This window comes from Pseudomonas sp. CIP-10 (genome assembly GCF_020911845.1).
Lineage (GTDB): Bacteria > Pseudomonadota > Gammaproteobacteria > Pseudomonadales > Pseudomonadaceae > Aquipseudomonas > Aquipseudomonas alloputida.
Map to the genome: position 1 here is coordinate 115,854 of NZ_CP087161.1, position 14,924 is coordinate 130,777.

General features: G+C 54.3%; 13 protein-coding genes. 6 read left to right on the forward strand and 7 right to left on the reverse strand.

The window, feature by feature from the left end; all coding sequences use genetic code 11:
- The first annotated feature begins 128 nt into the window (after positions 1 to 128).
- Positions 129 to 1,127 carry a DUF4917 family protein gene (locus tag LMH93_RS27660; RefSeq protein WP_060519736.1) on the forward strand — a complete coding sequence of 333 codons (999 nt, stop codon included), beginning with the start codon at positions 129 to 131 and terminating at the stop codon, positions 1,125 to 1,127.
- Positions 1,128 to 1,697: 570 nt separating this feature from the next.
- Here LMH93_RS27660 and LMH93_RS27665 read toward each other — a convergent pair.
- The 5 genes from LMH93_RS27665 to LMH93_RS27685 form a co-directional block, all read right to left on the reverse strand.
- Entirely contained in the window at positions 1,698 to 2,543 is an 846-nt protein-coding gene (locus LMH93_RS27665; protein ID WP_060495097.1) for a hypothetical protein, read from the reverse strand.
- Between the two features lie 474 nt (positions 2,544 to 3,017).
- Positions 3,018 to 3,836 carry a hypothetical protein gene (locus tag LMH93_RS27670; protein ID WP_224459407.1) on the reverse strand — a complete coding sequence of 273 codons (819 nt, stop codon included), beginning with the start codon at positions 3,834 to 3,836 and terminating at the stop codon, positions 3,018 to 3,020.
- A 94-nt stretch (positions 3,837 to 3,930) separates the two neighbouring features.
- Positions 3,931 to 4,083, reverse strand: coding sequence for a hypothetical protein (locus tag LMH93_RS27675; protein ID WP_156342216.1), 153 nt, complete (start codon positions 4,081 to 4,083; stop codon positions 3,931 to 3,933).
- Between the two features lie 89 nt (positions 4,084 to 4,172).
- A complete protein-coding gene (locus LMH93_RS27680) occupies positions 4,173 to 4,733 on the reverse strand; it encodes a hypothetical protein (RefSeq protein WP_224459408.1) in 561 nt (186 codons plus the stop codon).
- Between the two features lie 39 nt (positions 4,734 to 4,772).
- On the reverse strand, positions 4,773 to 4,937 hold the full coding sequence (locus LMH93_RS27685; RefSeq protein ID WP_156342218.1) for a hypothetical protein: 165 nt from the start codon (positions 4,935 to 4,937) through the stop codon (positions 4,773 to 4,775).
- A 250-nt stretch (positions 4,938 to 5,187) separates the two neighbouring features.
- Here LMH93_RS27685 and LMH93_RS27690 point away from each other — a divergent pair, with 250 nt between their 5' ends.
- The gene (locus tag LMH93_RS27690; protein ID WP_230065431.1) at positions 5,188 to 6,219 is read left to right on the forward strand and encodes a TniQ family protein; all 1,032 of its coding nucleotides are present in this window, start codon (positions 5,188 to 5,190) and stop codon (positions 6,217 to 6,219) included.
- Between the two features lie 15 nt (positions 6,220 to 6,234).
- On the opposite strand, the gene LMH93_RS27695 is transcribed toward LMH93_RS27690, so the two are convergent.
- Positions 6,235 to 7,385, reverse strand: a protein-coding gene (locus LMH93_RS27695) for an IS3 family transposase (RefSeq protein WP_087535084.1) whose coding sequence is annotated in 2 segments (ribosomal slippage) — positions 6,235 to 7,151 and positions 7,151 to 7,385 — 1,152 coding nt in all. Because the reading frame shifts where the segments join, the coding sequence is not laid out codon by codon here.
- Positions 7,386 to 7,707: 322 nt separating this feature from the next.
- Positions 7,708 to 9,291 carry a TnsD family transposase gene (locus tag LMH93_RS27700; protein WP_230065432.1) on the reverse strand — a complete coding sequence of 528 codons (1,584 nt, stop codon included), beginning with the start codon at positions 9,289 to 9,291 and terminating at the stop codon, positions 7,708 to 7,710.
- A 609-nt stretch (positions 9,292 to 9,900) separates the two neighbouring features.
- Between LMH93_RS27700 and LMH93_RS27705 the strand changes: the two genes are divergently transcribed.
- The 4 genes from LMH93_RS27705 (at position 9,901) to LMH93_RS27720 (ending at position 14,879) form a co-directional block, all read left to right on the forward strand.
- Positions 9,901 to 10,860 carry a hypothetical protein gene (locus LMH93_RS27705; RefSeq protein WP_230065433.1) on the forward strand — a complete coding sequence of 320 codons (960 nt, stop codon included), beginning with the start codon at positions 9,901 to 9,903 and terminating at the stop codon, positions 10,858 to 10,860.
- Positions 10,857 to 12,866 carry a transposase gene (locus LMH93_RS27710; RefSeq protein ID WP_230065434.1) on the forward strand — a complete coding sequence of 670 codons (2,010 nt, stop codon included), beginning with the start codon at positions 10,857 to 10,859 and terminating at the stop codon, positions 12,864 to 12,866. The genes LMH93_RS27705 and LMH93_RS27710 overlap by 4 nt, the downstream gene beginning before the upstream one ends.
- The gene (locus tag LMH93_RS27715; protein ID WP_230065435.1) at positions 12,863 to 14,206 is read left to right on the forward strand and encodes an AAA family ATPase; all 1,344 of its coding nucleotides are present in this window, start codon (positions 12,863 to 12,865) and stop codon (positions 14,204 to 14,206) included. Before LMH93_RS27710 ends, LMH93_RS27715 begins: the two co-directional genes overlap by 4 nt.
- A gap of 481 nt (positions 14,207 to 14,687) precedes the next feature.
- Positions 14,688 to 14,879, forward strand: coding sequence for a hypothetical protein (locus tag LMH93_RS27720; RefSeq protein WP_230065436.1), 192 nt, complete (start codon positions 14,688 to 14,690; stop codon positions 14,877 to 14,879).
- Positions 14,880 to 14,924: the final 45 nt, after the last annotated feature.

Sequence of the window (14,924 nt, forward strand, 5' to 3'; positions counted from 1 at the left end):
CCGCTGAGCGTTTCGTCACCAGGGCTTGAATCTGAGCTAGCGTGTTGCGAAGACACGTCGGCGGCCTAGAAGACTCGATGGAACCATCAGAGATATGATCCTGCGATCACAACTCGAAGGTGGCCTCTATGCCATACCCCGTAAAGCCATGGGCAGAAATAGCTCAGCATTATCAGCGCGGTACCATCTTGTTGGGCAACGGCGCGAGTATCGCTGTGTCGCAGAGTTTTGCGTACCGCTCACTGCTAGAACATGTCAGGGAAAATGAGCTGCTCCAGAACGACGTGGCGCGTCTGTTCGAGTTTTTTGAGACAGAAGATTTTGAGCTAATTCTGCGGGTCGTCTGGCAAGCATCCAACGTCAACAAATCGTTGGAGATCCCAGATCAGCGTACCCACGAAGCCTACGTGCGCGTCCGGGATTGCCTGATCCAGGCAGTGCGGGATGTTCACCCTGAATATCACCAGATCACCGATCATCTGCCGAACATGTACCGGTATCTGAAGGAGTTCGACACGGTCTTGTCGCTAAACTATGACCTGCTGGTTTACTGGACGGTGGCCTATGGTCTCAACATCCCGGACGGCCATATGTTCAAAGACTGCTTCGTCGATGGCGGGGTATTCGATGACGACTGGCGTCGATTCCGGAAGCTGTACAAGGAGCGAGTGAATACGTTGGTGTTCTACCCCCATGGCAGCTTAGCTTTATGCCGCAACAACATAGAGGAAGAGTTCAAGATCCGCGCATTGGGCGGCGGCTTGCTGGAAGCCATTCTTCAGGAGTGGAAAAACGAGCGTGTGGTACCGCTGTTTGTCAGTGAAGGAACCATGCGTCAGAAGGTAGCTTCGATTCAAAATAGCTACTACCTGTCGACTGTCTATCGAGAGGTGCTTACGGCGCCCCGGAAGACACTGACACTGTTCGGTTGGGGCTTGGGGGAGCACGACAGGCATTTGCTCAAGCGAATGAAGGGGACGGGCATTGAGCGCGTAGCCGTCTCAGTCTTTCGGGGATATCAGCCTTATTGCAACATGGCTTACCAAATCATTCAGGATGACCTGGGGCCAGTTGACGTCGATTTCTTCGACAGTGAGAGCCCGGGCTGCTGGGTTCAACCCGAATAGCGGGCAGGACATCCACTCCTGAAATCTCAGAGGTGGCTGTAAGGCCCGTCATTACTGGGCTAGACAGTTTTTATTCTCTGGCGCATTTGTCCGAGTCAACGGTTTTGGGGGCTCGCGACAGTTTTGCGTTTACTCCGAATCGGGCTGAAGGCCACGGAAACTGGGCCTCTTTGCGACAGTTTTAATTCTCTAAATCCACAGATCAGTATAAGAGCTACAGCTGAAGAATGATCGGATAGCATGCGTTGAGGAAGGGATTTGATGATATGCCGGAAATGCTGAGAGGGTCGGCGGGCAAGCCGGTTGCTTGAGATTCTGATCAGTCATGAGAGTCATGACCAATGAGCAGAAAAGGAGACCCCAAAAATGTAGGAAAACGCGACCAATCCCAAGAGGACTGACCGCGCTCAACGAAACAGACTTGCGTCCTCAGAAATCGCAATGTCTGATTTTTCGAAGCGGCTGTCAATCCTCTCGCATCTTTTCGACCTTAGCGAGGCTACTCGACAGCACTGTGTTGACTGTCACTCCCAGGATTTTCCGGCGCTTCGTGGTTCTGCAGGCTCCTGGTTACATGCCCTGCGTGTGACCAAATGCAAGGAAGCGCTCGCAGGACTCTGGCGACGAATCTCCGAGGTGCCACAAAGAACCTTGCGTAGCGAGGTAGGCCGATGTCTCCTCCTCCGCCAGGACAGCAAAGGCGGTCGTCGAGATGAAGAAACCATCGCACTTGCCGCTCATGACAGCATCTTGCAGCACGTCTCGATGACGCTCAATGAAGTCCAAGTTGAACTTGGTCAGAACAGCCTTTGCAAGCTCCTTGGTGGGAACGCTCACAGCTTTCCCGACGGGGACCAAATCGTCCAGATTGAGAGCGATGACCCCGCCATTGTTGAACGGCGCCAGTTGTTTGGCAGCATGGCTAACACGCTTCTCAACTCCGCTCTCAGACCAGATCTTCTTACAAGCGATCGGGTAGTCGCCCATGCCGAAGTCAACCAGGATATCGGGTTCTGCAGCTTTGGCTGCTAACCCTCGGCTCTTCAAGTCGGACAGCAGCACCAGCTCCCAGAGAGCGTCCTTCCCTTGGGAGGTGTTCCGATCATCCGGCTGCATGACGCTGCCGGCCATACGCTTGAGCGCCTCTTGAATTCCTGGCTCTTCAGGCAAGTTGGTGACCGCATCAGCCAGACGGTTCACGAACGCCGCTTCCCAGACCACCCGGTCATCTGGCTTCACTTGCTCTGCCCACGCTAGGCTCAGCTTGTCGGCCTGGCTAAGCAGTTGCGAAAGTGCGCTGCCGGACCGCAGCCTCACGTTGCGCTGCTCCAGCACATCCCGCACAAGCTGGGCCTTAGCAGCAATTTCTTCGTATGTATCTGTCCAAGCCTTGCTCACAACATCGACGGACTTCACTTCACAGCTCCTATGGAAATGACAGGTGGTTTCACTGGCATAATGGCTGCGATAGCTGATGCGCTGCTATCGCCACTGACAGAATGGGTGTTCGCCCAGCAACACTCTGCCAAAGCGGCGATCAACCCGCACCTTCAACAGGAGGGAGAACGAATCTGCCCGGCAGGATGGCCAAGTAGCAGTCAGTGCAATCCCACAGATGGGTTTAGAGGAACTGGAGCGTCGCCCAAAACTGCATGACCCGGCTGGATCTCTTTAAACCCAGGATGTTCCAGGTTGACCGTCAAGCTGCTTTCAGTGAAATCCTTCCCTACGTACTTCTGCGCCCAGGCCCGACGCTGCTCCGGCGTCCTGGTTGCACACGGCCGCTCGTGGCGGCTGAGCCAGGCCCTGCAGAGCCGCTGCATATCGCGATTGTGTTCTGTGACCAGTCGATACTCAGCCCCACAGTGCGAGCACTGAGCGGTGCCAGTGTTATGTGCCATAAGTCAGCTCCGATTGGCGGGCGCCCGAGGGGCCGGGTTGCTGGTGATACGGATCCAGGCGCAGAATCGCTCGTACGGCACGTGTGCGCGACGTCTCAAACGGATTGTCCGCCGGCGCTTGCCGCATTTCCTTAGCCGCGAGGCTGATTTCCTTGATGCGGGACCGCAGCCAGTTCGCATCTGCCGTGTAGATGGCATCGGGATTGTTGGCCAGCAGGGCACGCAGTTTATCGCCCAACTCGGCGTTGATCACCACACGCCCCAGCAGGTGGAAGTCGTGATGGTGCAAGGTTGCACAATCCTCAGCACTCATTGCCGCCAAGTTGGATGGGATTCCCGCGCAGAACTGGTCGGTCTGAAATATCCGCTTGGCATGCGCCAGCATCTCTCCGGCAGACAGCTCCCCTCGCTGCAGGGGAATGATCACACGAGCGCCGGCCGTGATCCATGTGCGAACTCGCTCTGCGTGCACAGCCCACAAGTCGAGGGTTGCCGACTGGTCACCGATGACATCCGGTGCCACGATGCTCAGCGCCCCGGGGTTGTCCGTCCACCCCAGCACGCATTCGTAGGCGAAAAACACTTTCTCCCAGCTCACGAGCTCGCCCTTTTGGAATGCAGAAAAGGCTCCCGAGTCAATGAACACGGCGCCGCCTGCATCCAAATGACGTGGAAGCGTCCGAAGGAGTTTAAGGGTGTCCAGCAGTGTGGCAACAACACCTACTGGGACGCCCTCATCAACGGCAGCCCTCAGGTCCTGAGTGCTGGACATCCCCGAGTAATAAGCAACGTTCCAGGTCAACGGCATGATCTTCCTACCCCTGCTGCGCACGCGAAATCCGCGCCGCTTCCACGGCATCGACCCAGCTCGATGGCTGGGGATGCGTGCTTCAGGAGCTGACCTAGATCTGTACCGCAGACTGGAAGTACACGTTGAAGAGGTTGGCGGACGCCCTGCTGATGGCGTCGTTGTAGGTGGATGCAATCACCTCGACGGTGATGGTCTTACCCTGGTTGTCATGGTAGGTAACTCGCCAATTCGGCTGCTGGTCCATGTTGGATCCTGTGTGTGCTGGCGCTGATTTCAGACCTCAACCCAACCCACGCCCTGGTCATGCTTCTCTCCCGGGCGCAGAGAGGAACCTCACTGAACAGAGAGAGCAGCCATGGCATCGAGCAAGGCGCTTTTAACCTCGTCGGTGTCACCCTCCTCCGACACGAAGGCAACGCTGTCCAGCTTGGCATAGGCCTGCTGCATGGCAGCCAGCGCTTTGGGAGCTGATGTCACGGCACGAGTACAGGTATCGGCAAGGAGACGCTCTTGGTCTGGGTCGGCAGCCCGCACGGTGAGGTGCAGAATGTAGTCCTCGTCGGCCAGGTCCATGCTCGGCACTTCGGCATGACTGTAGAGCTTGGAATCGCTGACGCTCGCACGTTCGGCCGCCGGGAAATTGATCTGCAGCGCCTTCGGGCCCATACCGATCTCCAGCGCGCTGGCCTGAAGTTGTTCAGCCAGCTGCAGGCCTTCCCACGCCCCACGCACCCACTCAACGGCGTAGCGGCCATTACGGTTGCGCTCGATCAGCATGTAGAAGGTGTTGTCATTGGCCGAGTGACCAAAGCGCTCGACGGCGATCTTCTTGATGCCCTGCTCAAAACCTGCACGCTTGTGCTCAAGCGTCTCCTGCGGATAAACCTGTTCCATCGCTATCACCTGTCCAATCTGGGTGGGGGCCGAAGTGCCTTACGAGCCCTTCACTTCCTCGAAATTCCAATCCACGTGCTCGAAGGCAGCCTGCTTGGCTTCGTATTCGATTTCAGTCTGGGTGGCGTTGTCCTCGACCTCGAACTCAAACTCCACATCGGAGCCCTGAACGTCAGTCTTGATGGACCCTTTGAAGGTACGCATTGATTTGTCCTGGTAGATGAATACGGAGAATAAGATTAAACCATAGGACAATAATTATGCAAGGCAAAAATTATACTATAGGACAATCTTTTTCGCCCGCCCTTGATGTCACCTGTGAGCGCCCAGTGGTTTCCGACAATAAAAGCGGTACCGCGACAATAAAAGCTGTCATGCGCGACTGCGGCCTCCCATAGGGGCCGCGGTCGCGTGGGTCGGCGAGACACAGTTACGTTATCCAAGCAGTCTCAGCATGCTCTCCATACCGCGTTTGAAAATTCAGCCTGAAGAGTCAATTCGCTCGTATCTGGAACGTTCTTTGTTCCTCTGCTGGGATTCTCATGCTGTCGACGACATCCGTAAATTTCAAAATAAGGTTCGATTCTTCAAATCTGACCTGAAAGAAATTTCAGTCTTTCTGGGGTGGGATGGAAGCTATGGTTTCGATCGGCTGATTTCCCTTCATACTTCCCTAGCTGTGAATTACGTTGTTAAACATTCACAGGATATTTCCTACTCGCGGAAGCTATATCCGTTTAAGGGTGAGCCGTACGCAGAAAAAAATGTAAGTTACTGTCCTGAGTGCGCTAAGGAAGACCTAGCAAGGCTAGGATTCTCATATTGGCGTCGGGCATACTCCCTATTTGAAAAAGACACTGTTTGCCACAAGCATAATACGTTATTGCTTACACACTGCCCGTATTGCGAAATTTCGTTGGGCGATCCGAAACATCGTCTAGATGTAATGTGGAAAGGCTGTGATGGCCATTACTTGTGGGAGGTGGAACCTTCCATTAATAGTGATGGCGCCGAGTTCCAACGAGCACGCTTCAATCATGCATTTTGCACATCAGCTCGCCACATCTCGGCCGAGGCTGCAGTGAGTGCTTTGCGGCGGAAGGTGAAGGCTACGATGCCGGAAGGGGTCACCACGTGGCACGACATCTACTGGTTGGAGAAAGACCTCGAATTAGCGGCCATTCGCATGCAGGATCAAGCCGTCGACAATGATGCTGCGCACGTAGAGAGCTCCCTTGAACTCATAATAAAAGCAATTTTTTCGCATTATGGCGACATTGATGAATTCACGCGGGACATCGGCGAGCACGGCGTTTCTAGGTTGGTTCAGAATGGATGGGGCACCTACTTAGCAATGGGCGATGAGTCTGCTTGGTACGTCACGGAAGACTATACAATGGGTATAGCAGTTCTTTCCTGCCCCTATCCCTGTGATAAGTCGATGCGTCTCTCTAGTCAGTCGGCATTCCGTGATTTAGATTCTTGAATCGCCCCTGGTTTTCTAGACACTCTCCAAGCTCAGGAAATAGCGTTTCTCATACTCTACTGGAGACAGCTGCATAGCACTGCTGTGTCGGCGTTTAGGGTTATAGAACATCTCGATGTAATCGAAAATATCACTTCGGGCTTCTTCACGGGTTGTGTAGATCTTTCGTCGGATTCGCTCTCGCTTCAAAAGCTGGAAAAAGCTCTCGGCTACGGCATTGTCGTGGCAGTTTCCCCGCCGGCTCATGCTGCTGATTACATTGTTGGCCTTCAAAAAGCTTTTCCAATCCGAGCTACTGAACTGACTGCCTTGATCTGAGTGAATCATAACTTGCTGCTGAGGCTTGCGTCGCCAAACAGCCATCAACATCGCGTCGATAGCCAGGTCGCTGCACATCCTTGGCTTCATTGACCAACCAATTACTTGGCGTGAGAACAGATCCAGCACTACCGCGAGGTAGAGCCACCCTTCATAGGTGCGGATGTAAGTGATATCTGTCACCCAGACCTTGTTCGGCTCACTTACCTTGAACTGCCGCGCGAGGTGGTTGGGCGAGGCCACTGTTGGTTTTCCACCATAGAACCCTGGACGCCGCCGATAGCCCGTTTGAGAACGCAGCCCCTCCGCCTGCATCAAGCGCCTGACTCGATTTCGGCCGCATTCCTCTCCCAGCTCACGCAGGTCATCGTGAATTTTGCGGTAGCCGTATACACCTCCGCTTTCCAGCCAAGCGTGTTTGATCAAGCCAAGCAGACGTTGATCTTCTTTTGCTCGGGCAGATTGAGGCTCGGCCAGCCAGGCGTAATAGCCGCTGGGGTGCACCTTGAGGGTTTGGCAAAGGCGCCGCACCGGGTAATCAGTCGAGTGCTTCTTGATGAAGGCGTACTTCAGCCGCACTCCTTGGCAAAGTACGCGGCGGCCTTTTTTAAGATGTCTCGCTCTTCCGTCACGCGCTTGAGTTCAGCGCGTAGCTTGCGCAGTTCGGCCTGCTGATCGTCGTCTTGCTGACGCTGCTCTTGGGGCTTGCTGTAGACCTTGATCCAGGCGTAAAGACTGTGCACGGACATGCCCAGGCGCTGGGCGACATCGGCGACAGGTTTGCCTTTCTCGGTCACTTGCTTGACCGCTTCGATCTTGAATTCTTCGGGGTAACGCTGACGACTCATGGCACCTCCTATTTGGGCCTCATTATGAGGCTTGGAGGTGTCTACGAAACCAGGGGCGATTCATCTCTGTATCACTATAGCTGTTGTATGCAGAGCGACAGTCTATCGAGACGTTTGATCAAAAGGTCACACCTGGTCTTACCTCCCGTTCCCAGACTGGGTGTCAGAACCAGACAGAATATGGGGCAACTGGACGGAGCTGCTGTTTAAGAGTTCGCATTCAGCTCCCGCCAGGGAGCGAAACATAAATGCGCCACCGGCAGTAAGGGAGGATGGTCTATTTTTATTACGCCGCGAAACATGGCGGTCGACCGTGACACGGCTAGGTAAGGACTATCGATTTCACAAAAGCTCGTGTGCGTGGGTAGCGGCCGTACTTTTCAAGGGCTCCGGCCAGCGTAGGACAGGCGAGAAAAAGCGCTCGACGGCTGACCTCGCCATCTCTGCCAACTCTACTCAGTTCGATGAAGGTGCGACTGACCTGGATGAGCAGGTCCTCGTCACGTTTCGCCCAGTCCACCCGCGAATGGTTACCCAGCCGTCCTGAGGGCATCTCTCCTGTTCGTGAAAGCAGCCACTCACGGTCATTCCGGTAGAGCCAAGCGTAGATGTCTGGGGCAAGGGCTCGGATGGCGTGTGGAGTATGGCTATGTTGGGTGGCTGCTGCGGCGACCCATAGGGATCGATGCTTCTCCACGTTGGTCGTTAGAGACTGCTCTATCCAAGTTCTCTCCACTTCTGGCTCTGAACGAAGCAGCTTGTTTACCGTCGATACCGTGATTCCGAATCTTGCGCAGATCTCGTTCTTCGGCTCCCCGCGGCCCAGGCGGTCCAAGATTTCGTTGCGAATGGGTAGCTTAAGCACCTTCGGCCTGCGCGTCTGCGGCGTTTTGTTACGAAGATCTGTGCACAGGGATTTGCAGCATTGGTAATCAGCTTCCTCGTGGTCCGCCGGCCTTTCCTGAACCTCCAGACGTCCAATAGCGCGATCGTACGCTTCGATAAAACCGCTCACCGATCCAAATAACCAGGTGATCGCGACCAGGTGCCTGAGCGGATGACTGCGGCTCTGCCGGTCGCGGACGAGCTGCGCCCAGAAGGTCGGCACTTGCTGAAACGTCGTCGGTAACGAAGCGAAGATTGGAAACGGTTGGAGCGAGGCGCAGTGATGAGCGAAGGCGTCCATTGTGGGCTCGATCCCAGAAGCCAAGGCTGTCTTGTACAGTGTTCTTACTAGGTCTGGGCGAAATCGCCGCCGACGCCCGCAGACGGCCAGATCCAAGACCGCCGTTGCGATCTGCTCCAATGCCTTTTGCGATGGTTCGGGAGCGGGGACCTTGGGCGGCTCAAGCGTGTTTTCACCTGGCAATATCCAATGGAAGCGCCCAGACCACTGCCGGTTGTAGCAACTTTCTCTCAACATCTCCCGGTGCGTAGGACATACCAGAACGCCTGGGTACTGATGGGAGAGATGCCAGTAGGTGAATCCATGGGTAGCAAGGTCTGTCTCCATGCACTGCGAGCATGCCTTCAGCGGATGCTCAGCGCCGAAACGGCCGGTAAGGAGGCCCAGCTTGTACTTCAGCGAACCTAGGGTTGCGCCTTCCATTACCTGCATCGCTTCCACTTCATGATGAGCCGATTGGAAGGGCAGGAAAAATGGCAGGATCGTGTGCTCAAAAATAATCGATCGAGGGCTTCCCCAGCTTGCTGCAGCTGCACCGTTCAGCGCAGCCAGGTTGAAGGGAAGATCGTGAGCGGTTGACGCTGTTGGCGAGCCGAAAAGCCAAGCGGATGTAGACAACGGGGTTGGGCTGCTCAGTACAACGTGCTGACGGCTGCAGAGGCTATAGAAAGTCTCGTCCTCGGCCCACCTGGTGATAGGGGCATTTCGGAGCGGAAGCATTTTATCAAGCTCGGATCGAGGTCCGGGTACAGAATAAACGCAGAGGCCAAGCCTTGAAAATTCCCGTTAGGAATATTGGCAAGAATTGTTTAGATAGAAATAGGGTAAAAACCTATTTTGTTAAATCAGAGTTTAATTTTTAGGTTTCGGCCAAAAAATAGCGTGCGCTAATCTGTTGTCAGAAATTAAAACTGAGCGATAAAATTTAAGATTAAAGCGAAACGAGGTCAACCCAGCGTCCAGCTGGACACCTCTGACATCATAACTATTACCGAGCAAGTAGCCGTAAGGCGGCTACGCCACCTGACCAAGGATTTTCACATGACATAACTAGCAGCAGCGCTAGAAAAAGTCAGATAGAACAGGGAGCCCGAGTGACAGCTCAGGCCCCCTGTGGATAAGTCAGAAAGAGACCCTGACCCTTCCATTGTCTATCTCGCGCATGTGGGGCGTCAAGCCCTGCACGACTTCGTTCGTCCACAAGAAGGTTGGCGTTATCCACAGCGCCGTGAAGGGGCCTGAGCCCGCAGTACAAGGGTTTGGCCGATGGTTTGCCTGTTATCCCCAGCCCAGGCGCATCGGCAAAACCGGTGGCAATGGACAATTGATATGACTCTGCAACAACGCTTCGCCCTGATAATGGAACGCCAAGCCGGGTTCAAATGGGGGGACCAGTACGCCCCCTCTATAATGGCGGTTCCAGGTGAGGCACCGAAGACCTCCAGACCCAGTCGGCTAAACAGTCGCTTGCTGGGCCGCACTATCCATACACTCTCGCGGCCAGAGCGCGTATTCACTCAGCTGGCTCTCTATCATCCTGATCTGTTTGATCTGCATGAGCAGAAGATGCTGTGGCCAATTAACAGCTCGCATCCGCTGTTTGGGCATCCTCTGATGCACGGGGTTTTCCCTCACCCAGTACGGGGAACAACCGACATTGCGCAAGAGATTGGCTTCCAGCACTTTGAGATCGTAGTACAAGGTTCCGACGGACAACGAGAGAGGATGCCTTTTCCTTACCAGGGAGACCTACTGCTCTACCTGCATGGAAAAAATGGACCTTATGCCCTGAATTGGACGGTCAAGGATAGGAAAGATGCCTTTGGCGAACGCAGGAGCGGCCAGTCTAAGACTCCGACGCAGCAGAAGAAGGACAGAACGAAAGCTGAGCTTCGAGCAGCGCTTGAGGAAGCCTATTACGCCAGTGCCGGCATCAGAACCGTTCAGGTATCCCTGGACCTGCTCCAACCCACGCTCGTTCAGAACCTGGGGCTTCTGTTCCCCATGCATGGTCTTCCCCTGAGGCTCGAACCCAGCTTGCTGGAGGATTTTAGCTGCGCGGTGAAAGAAGCTGTCGATGAAGGCGTACCACCGGCGCTGATTGCTATCCAATATGCAGATCATTGGGGCGCACGTGATCAGTTCATCTGTCAGATCTACCAGGACATCTGGTACCGCCACCTTCCGGTGAGCCTACTCGATCCGATCTTGATTGATCAGCCGCTTCTGAAAGACGGGCCCGATGTTTTGGCGGTGTATGGCTCGTTCTTTGAGGAGTGTTCCTCATGATGATGGGGTCGCGCATTGTTGCGCCCGAAGGCTACAAATCACTGCAAAAAGGAGATGTGTATCATTTCTTGCTCAGTGATGGAGTCAACAATCGGGTTCGGCTGGTTTTCTTCAGCAAGGCCAAGAGTAGCCTGAAAGCACAGTTGATTAATTTCGGTCGAGTCGAGTTTGAAGAGGCGCTTGAGAATGGCCTGTTGATCGAAGAAGCTCCGGATAAGTTTCCTCCCTGGCTCGCCAATATTCAAGGCGTGTCGATTCAGTATCTAGAAGAAAGTCGTAAATCAGCTCAAGAGAGTTACGACCAGAAAGTCAATCGTAGGTACTTAGCAATCGCTGGTTTAGTCCAGCGCGCCAACAAAATACTTTCGGCTGACAACCCTTCCCGTGAAATTGCCGCACATGCCAAAGATCAATCGCCACCGCAAAACCCTACCCGGCTGCGGCTGTGGTTCTTGACGTACGTCGTGTTCGGGCGAAACAAATGGGCCCTGCTGCCGCCTTTACACGCGGCCGGCAGGTGGAGTCGTGAGGATCATGCCTGCAAGCAGAAGCTAGGGAGGCCTTCGCGTAAAGGCAAAAAATGGGGATTTCATGCTGACCGCACGATGCGAGACAAAATACTTGAGGGCTTCCTTTGTGAGAAATCCAAGCATAAAACACAAGGTCAGATTTACAGCGACGTGCTTGTAAAGTTTTTCGGCTGCATATCTGTCCAAAAGAAAGGTTCAGGACATAAATTCATTCATCCTGAGGGTAAACCCTTCCCCACGGAGCGGCAGTTTTGGTACGCGATAAAAAAACGACTTCCGCAGCGTGAACTGTCTTTGGCGCTCAAGGGACGCTATGACAGTAGAAAGCTTTCTGGCTCCGAAGGTGAGTTTGCCGAACTTTTGACAAACGTTAACCAACTCGTTGAGTTTGACGGCTATCACTTCTTCGAAAACCCAGCAGGGATGATTGAGGGAACTGCACAGAAAGGTTATTGCGTTATACGGGGTACCTGCGGGCTTTCTGGGGCGGTCACGGCAATCGGTTTTTCCGAGGCTGGCGAAACCATGGAAGCTTATCGGATGGCGCTTTTTTGCATGGCAATCAACAAAGTCAAATTCTTCGAGCTTTTCGGATTTGTCTTGGATCCCGAAGAATGGGCTTGTGAGGGGCTTTCGGGTGACATCATCTTTGACAGAGGCCCAGGAGCGACCTTCGACTGCTTACCGGAGATCCACTGGCTTGGAGCGTTCGAACTGACGCCTACCTTCTCAGGCCAATCCAAAGCCACGGTTGAGTCCTCTCATCCAAGGGATAAACATCCGACAGGCCAGCCAAGTCATTTCCTCAGCGATAAGAATTTCATCTCGCTGGCGCGCAGGGAGCTCTGGAGGGTTGTTATGGATAACGCTTCGTCTGATGCCACAAGTCGACTTAATGACGACATGGTTTTGGCTGGCGTAAGGCCAACCCCACAAGGAATCTGGGACTACTGGGATGCCCGAGGGCGAAACTCGGCTATTTCCATGGAATTCGAAACCGCAGTCAGAACATTTTTGACCCCTACGCCGGTTACCATCACTAGGGATGCGGTTTACCTGCACAAACGGAAATACCGATCGGAAGCTTTGATTGCAACCGGGGTATTTGATCGCGCTGCTAGGCATGGTGTGATTCAGACCACTGCCTATGTGCTGACAATGTGTGTGAGGCACATCTGGATCGAGGTCGAGGGTGTTCTCTATGAGCTGGATGTGATGCGCTCTGTGAAGACGACAGAGGGAACAATCGATTTGACCCTTCGAGAATTGTGCGAGCTTGGTCAAATGCGGCGCGACAGCGAAGCCGATCTCGAAGAGGAAATTCCAGCGACACGGTGGTTCTACCAAAATCGTTTCGAGCAGGCCACCGGTGAAACGTGGGGTGGGGGTGTACGTAAGCCAGGTGGGGCACCCAAGAATGCTGCTGCCAAGCGCGACAGTGCAGACGTTGCTCGTTTCACAGGGAAATCGCAATGAACGCCGCAATCGAATCACGGTTTGACGGATGCTTCGAGATCGAGCAAATCCGCAAGCGTGTGACCGTTCAACCTGAACCGTTGCGCGACCTCAGCCAATTGAATCCAATGATCGCGGGTGAGGTGGTATTGGACAAGCTGAAGCAGATCTACCTGCCCAATCAGTTTTCGCTGACCTTCATCCAGGAAATGGTTGGGCGAGCGGATCTGTTCAGCCGAAGCTTGTTTACGAGTGAGCGCGACTACCAATCGAAAATCTACAACCCGCCGGATGTCGAGGTCGCACCCATCTGCTTGAGTGGCCTGGCCGGGGTAGGAAAATCCCAGACCATTGCGGCGCTGATGCGTCTGCTTCCATCGAATGCTGAGTTCGAGAGCACCCATTTTCAGGACAAAGTACCGCTGGTCTCCTATTGGTACGCAAGTGCCCGCGACAAAGCCCGCGGAAGGCAATTGCTCGCTGATTTCTTGCTGAATTTCGACCCTACTGAACAGAAAACCAACGCTTCCCAGCTGTTGAACTTATGCCGTTGCATCGTCCACAGGCATGGCGTATCACTTCTACTGCTGGACGAGACTCAGCATATCGTCAAAGGCCAAGGCACTGCCGTGGTGACCGACATACTCCTGACCCTGGCTCGGATAGGTCTGCCGATGATCTACCTCGCCAATTACAGCCTGTTGCACAAGCTCATGGGACGAAATCAGGAGGACACTCAGCGATTGTTGATCCAGCCCAGAGTCATGCAGCCGGACGATCCGGCCGGCCCTGACTGGAAGGCATACGTCGCTGAGTGCGTCAGGGTAAGCAGCGGCCAGATACGAGCCAATGAGGGGGAGTTCGCTGCGGAGCTCTACCGCTTGACCTTCGGACTGAAGCGATTGGCCGTGCACCTGCTGAGCCTTGCGTACATTGAGTGTCGCAAGGCCCGCAGAAGCCACATCGTGCTGAGTGATCTAAGCCAGGCCTACCGGTCTACGGAATACTCCAGCAGCAGGAGAGATGTAGAGGAGTTGTACCGGATAGCGGTGGAAGGCCCTAGAGGGACGAAACGGAAGGACCTCTATTGTCCTCTAGAAGTGCCGGCTGCGCGCACATCCAACATCGTGCAGTTCGCTAGGCAGGAGCGAGACGAACGCGTCACTGCACTGGCGATCGACTCCTCCATGACTGAGCACGAGCGCAAAGCGATAAAGCATATCGAGTCAGCAAGCCGGAGCCCCCATGCCAAACCCCCGCGGCGCAAGCCTTTACCCAAAGCCACCCCTGGTGAAACTCAGGTGGCGTTCGCGAAGTATGTGGAGGAAATGAAGTCGGGTAAGCCTAAAAAGCCCAGATGAAAACTGCTTGGTGCATGGAACGTGTAAACCACTTTTTTAACCTGTAAACCTAGGTGGTTTACAGGTTAAAAAAGTGGTTTACACGGCCGGCAACTGGCCGTCGCGAATGACCGCTCTGGGTCCAGGTTGTGTGAAAACACGCGAAATACGTTGAAGGGCGCGGGGATCTAGAGAGGCTTGCAAAACTGGCGAAAAATTGCGCGGTTTAGCTCAAATCGCCGTGCTGGGGCGCGTGTGGCGATGTGAATCGTTCTTGAGGTCTTTGGGCTTGCATGCCGACGCCTCAGTAGGCCAGTTCACGCCTTGATCGCTTCGAGCAGCCCCTTGATGCCCAAGATACTCATCATTTGCTTGAGGTTGTACACGTCCATTCGCTGCCTGTTGTGAATGACAGCTTCCCGTGTAGACCACTATAAAACGGCAATAGCCAGGCACTGCAAAACGCAGTACATTTGCACGACATCACCAACGAGGTGACGTCATGTCACGCCTGAAAGACGAAACTCTTTCCATCCGTACCTCTGCCGAAATCAAGCAACTGCTGCGTATGGCCGCTGAGCACGAGCGCAGGTCGATCGCGTCCATGATCGAGATTCTCGTGGTGGAATACGCCAGGTCGCATGGGCTAAAGGTGGAGCAGAGCGAGAGAGATATCACAGATAAAGGGGCCTGAAGTGACCCACCCGTGAGCATGCGGGACGGCCTCCATACATAGCGG

Excerpts from the sequence above, each read along its gene's own strand:
- LMH93_RS27660 (WP_060519736.1), top strand. The coding sequence starts at position 129 with ATGCCATACCCCGTAAAGCCATGGGCAGAAATAGCTCAGCATTATCAG.
- LMH93_RS27700 (WP_230065432.1), bottom strand. The coding sequence starts at position 9,291 with ATGCTTCCGCTCCGAAATGCCCCTATCACCAGGTGGGCCGAGGACGAG.
- LMH93_RS27690 (WP_230065431.1), top strand. The coding sequence starts at position 5,188 with ATGCTCTCCATACCGCGTTTGAAAATTCAGCCTGAAGAGTCAATTCGC.
- LMH93_RS27670 (WP_224459407.1), bottom strand. The coding sequence starts at position 3,836 with ATGCCGTTGACCTGGAACGTTGCTTATTACTCGGGGATGTCCAGCACT.
- LMH93_RS27680 (WP_224459408.1), bottom strand. The coding sequence starts at position 4,733 with ATGGAACAGGTTTATCCGCAGGAGACGCTTGAGCACAAGCGTGCAGGT.
- LMH93_RS27685 (WP_156342218.1), bottom strand. The coding sequence starts at position 4,937 with ATGCGTACCTTCAAAGGGTCCATCAAGACTGACGTTCAGGGCTCCGAT.
- LMH93_RS27710 (WP_230065434.1), top strand. The coding sequence starts at position 10,857 with ATGATGATGGGGTCGCGCATTGTTGCGCCCGAAGGCTACAAATCACTG.
- LMH93_RS27715 (WP_230065435.1), top strand. The coding sequence starts at position 12,863 with ATGAACGCCGCAATCGAATCACGGTTTGACGGATGCTTCGAGATCGAG.
- LMH93_RS27720 (WP_230065436.1), top strand. The coding sequence starts at position 14,688 with ATGTCACGCCTGAAAGACGAAACTCTTTCCATCCGTACCTCTGCCGAA.
- LMH93_RS27705 (WP_230065433.1), top strand. The coding sequence starts at position 9,901 with ATGACTCTGCAACAACGCTTCGCCCTGATAATGGAACGCCAAGCCGGG.
- LMH93_RS27675 (WP_156342216.1), bottom strand. The coding sequence starts at position 4,083 with ATGGACCAGCAGCCGAATTGGCGAGTTACCTACCATGACAACCAGGGT.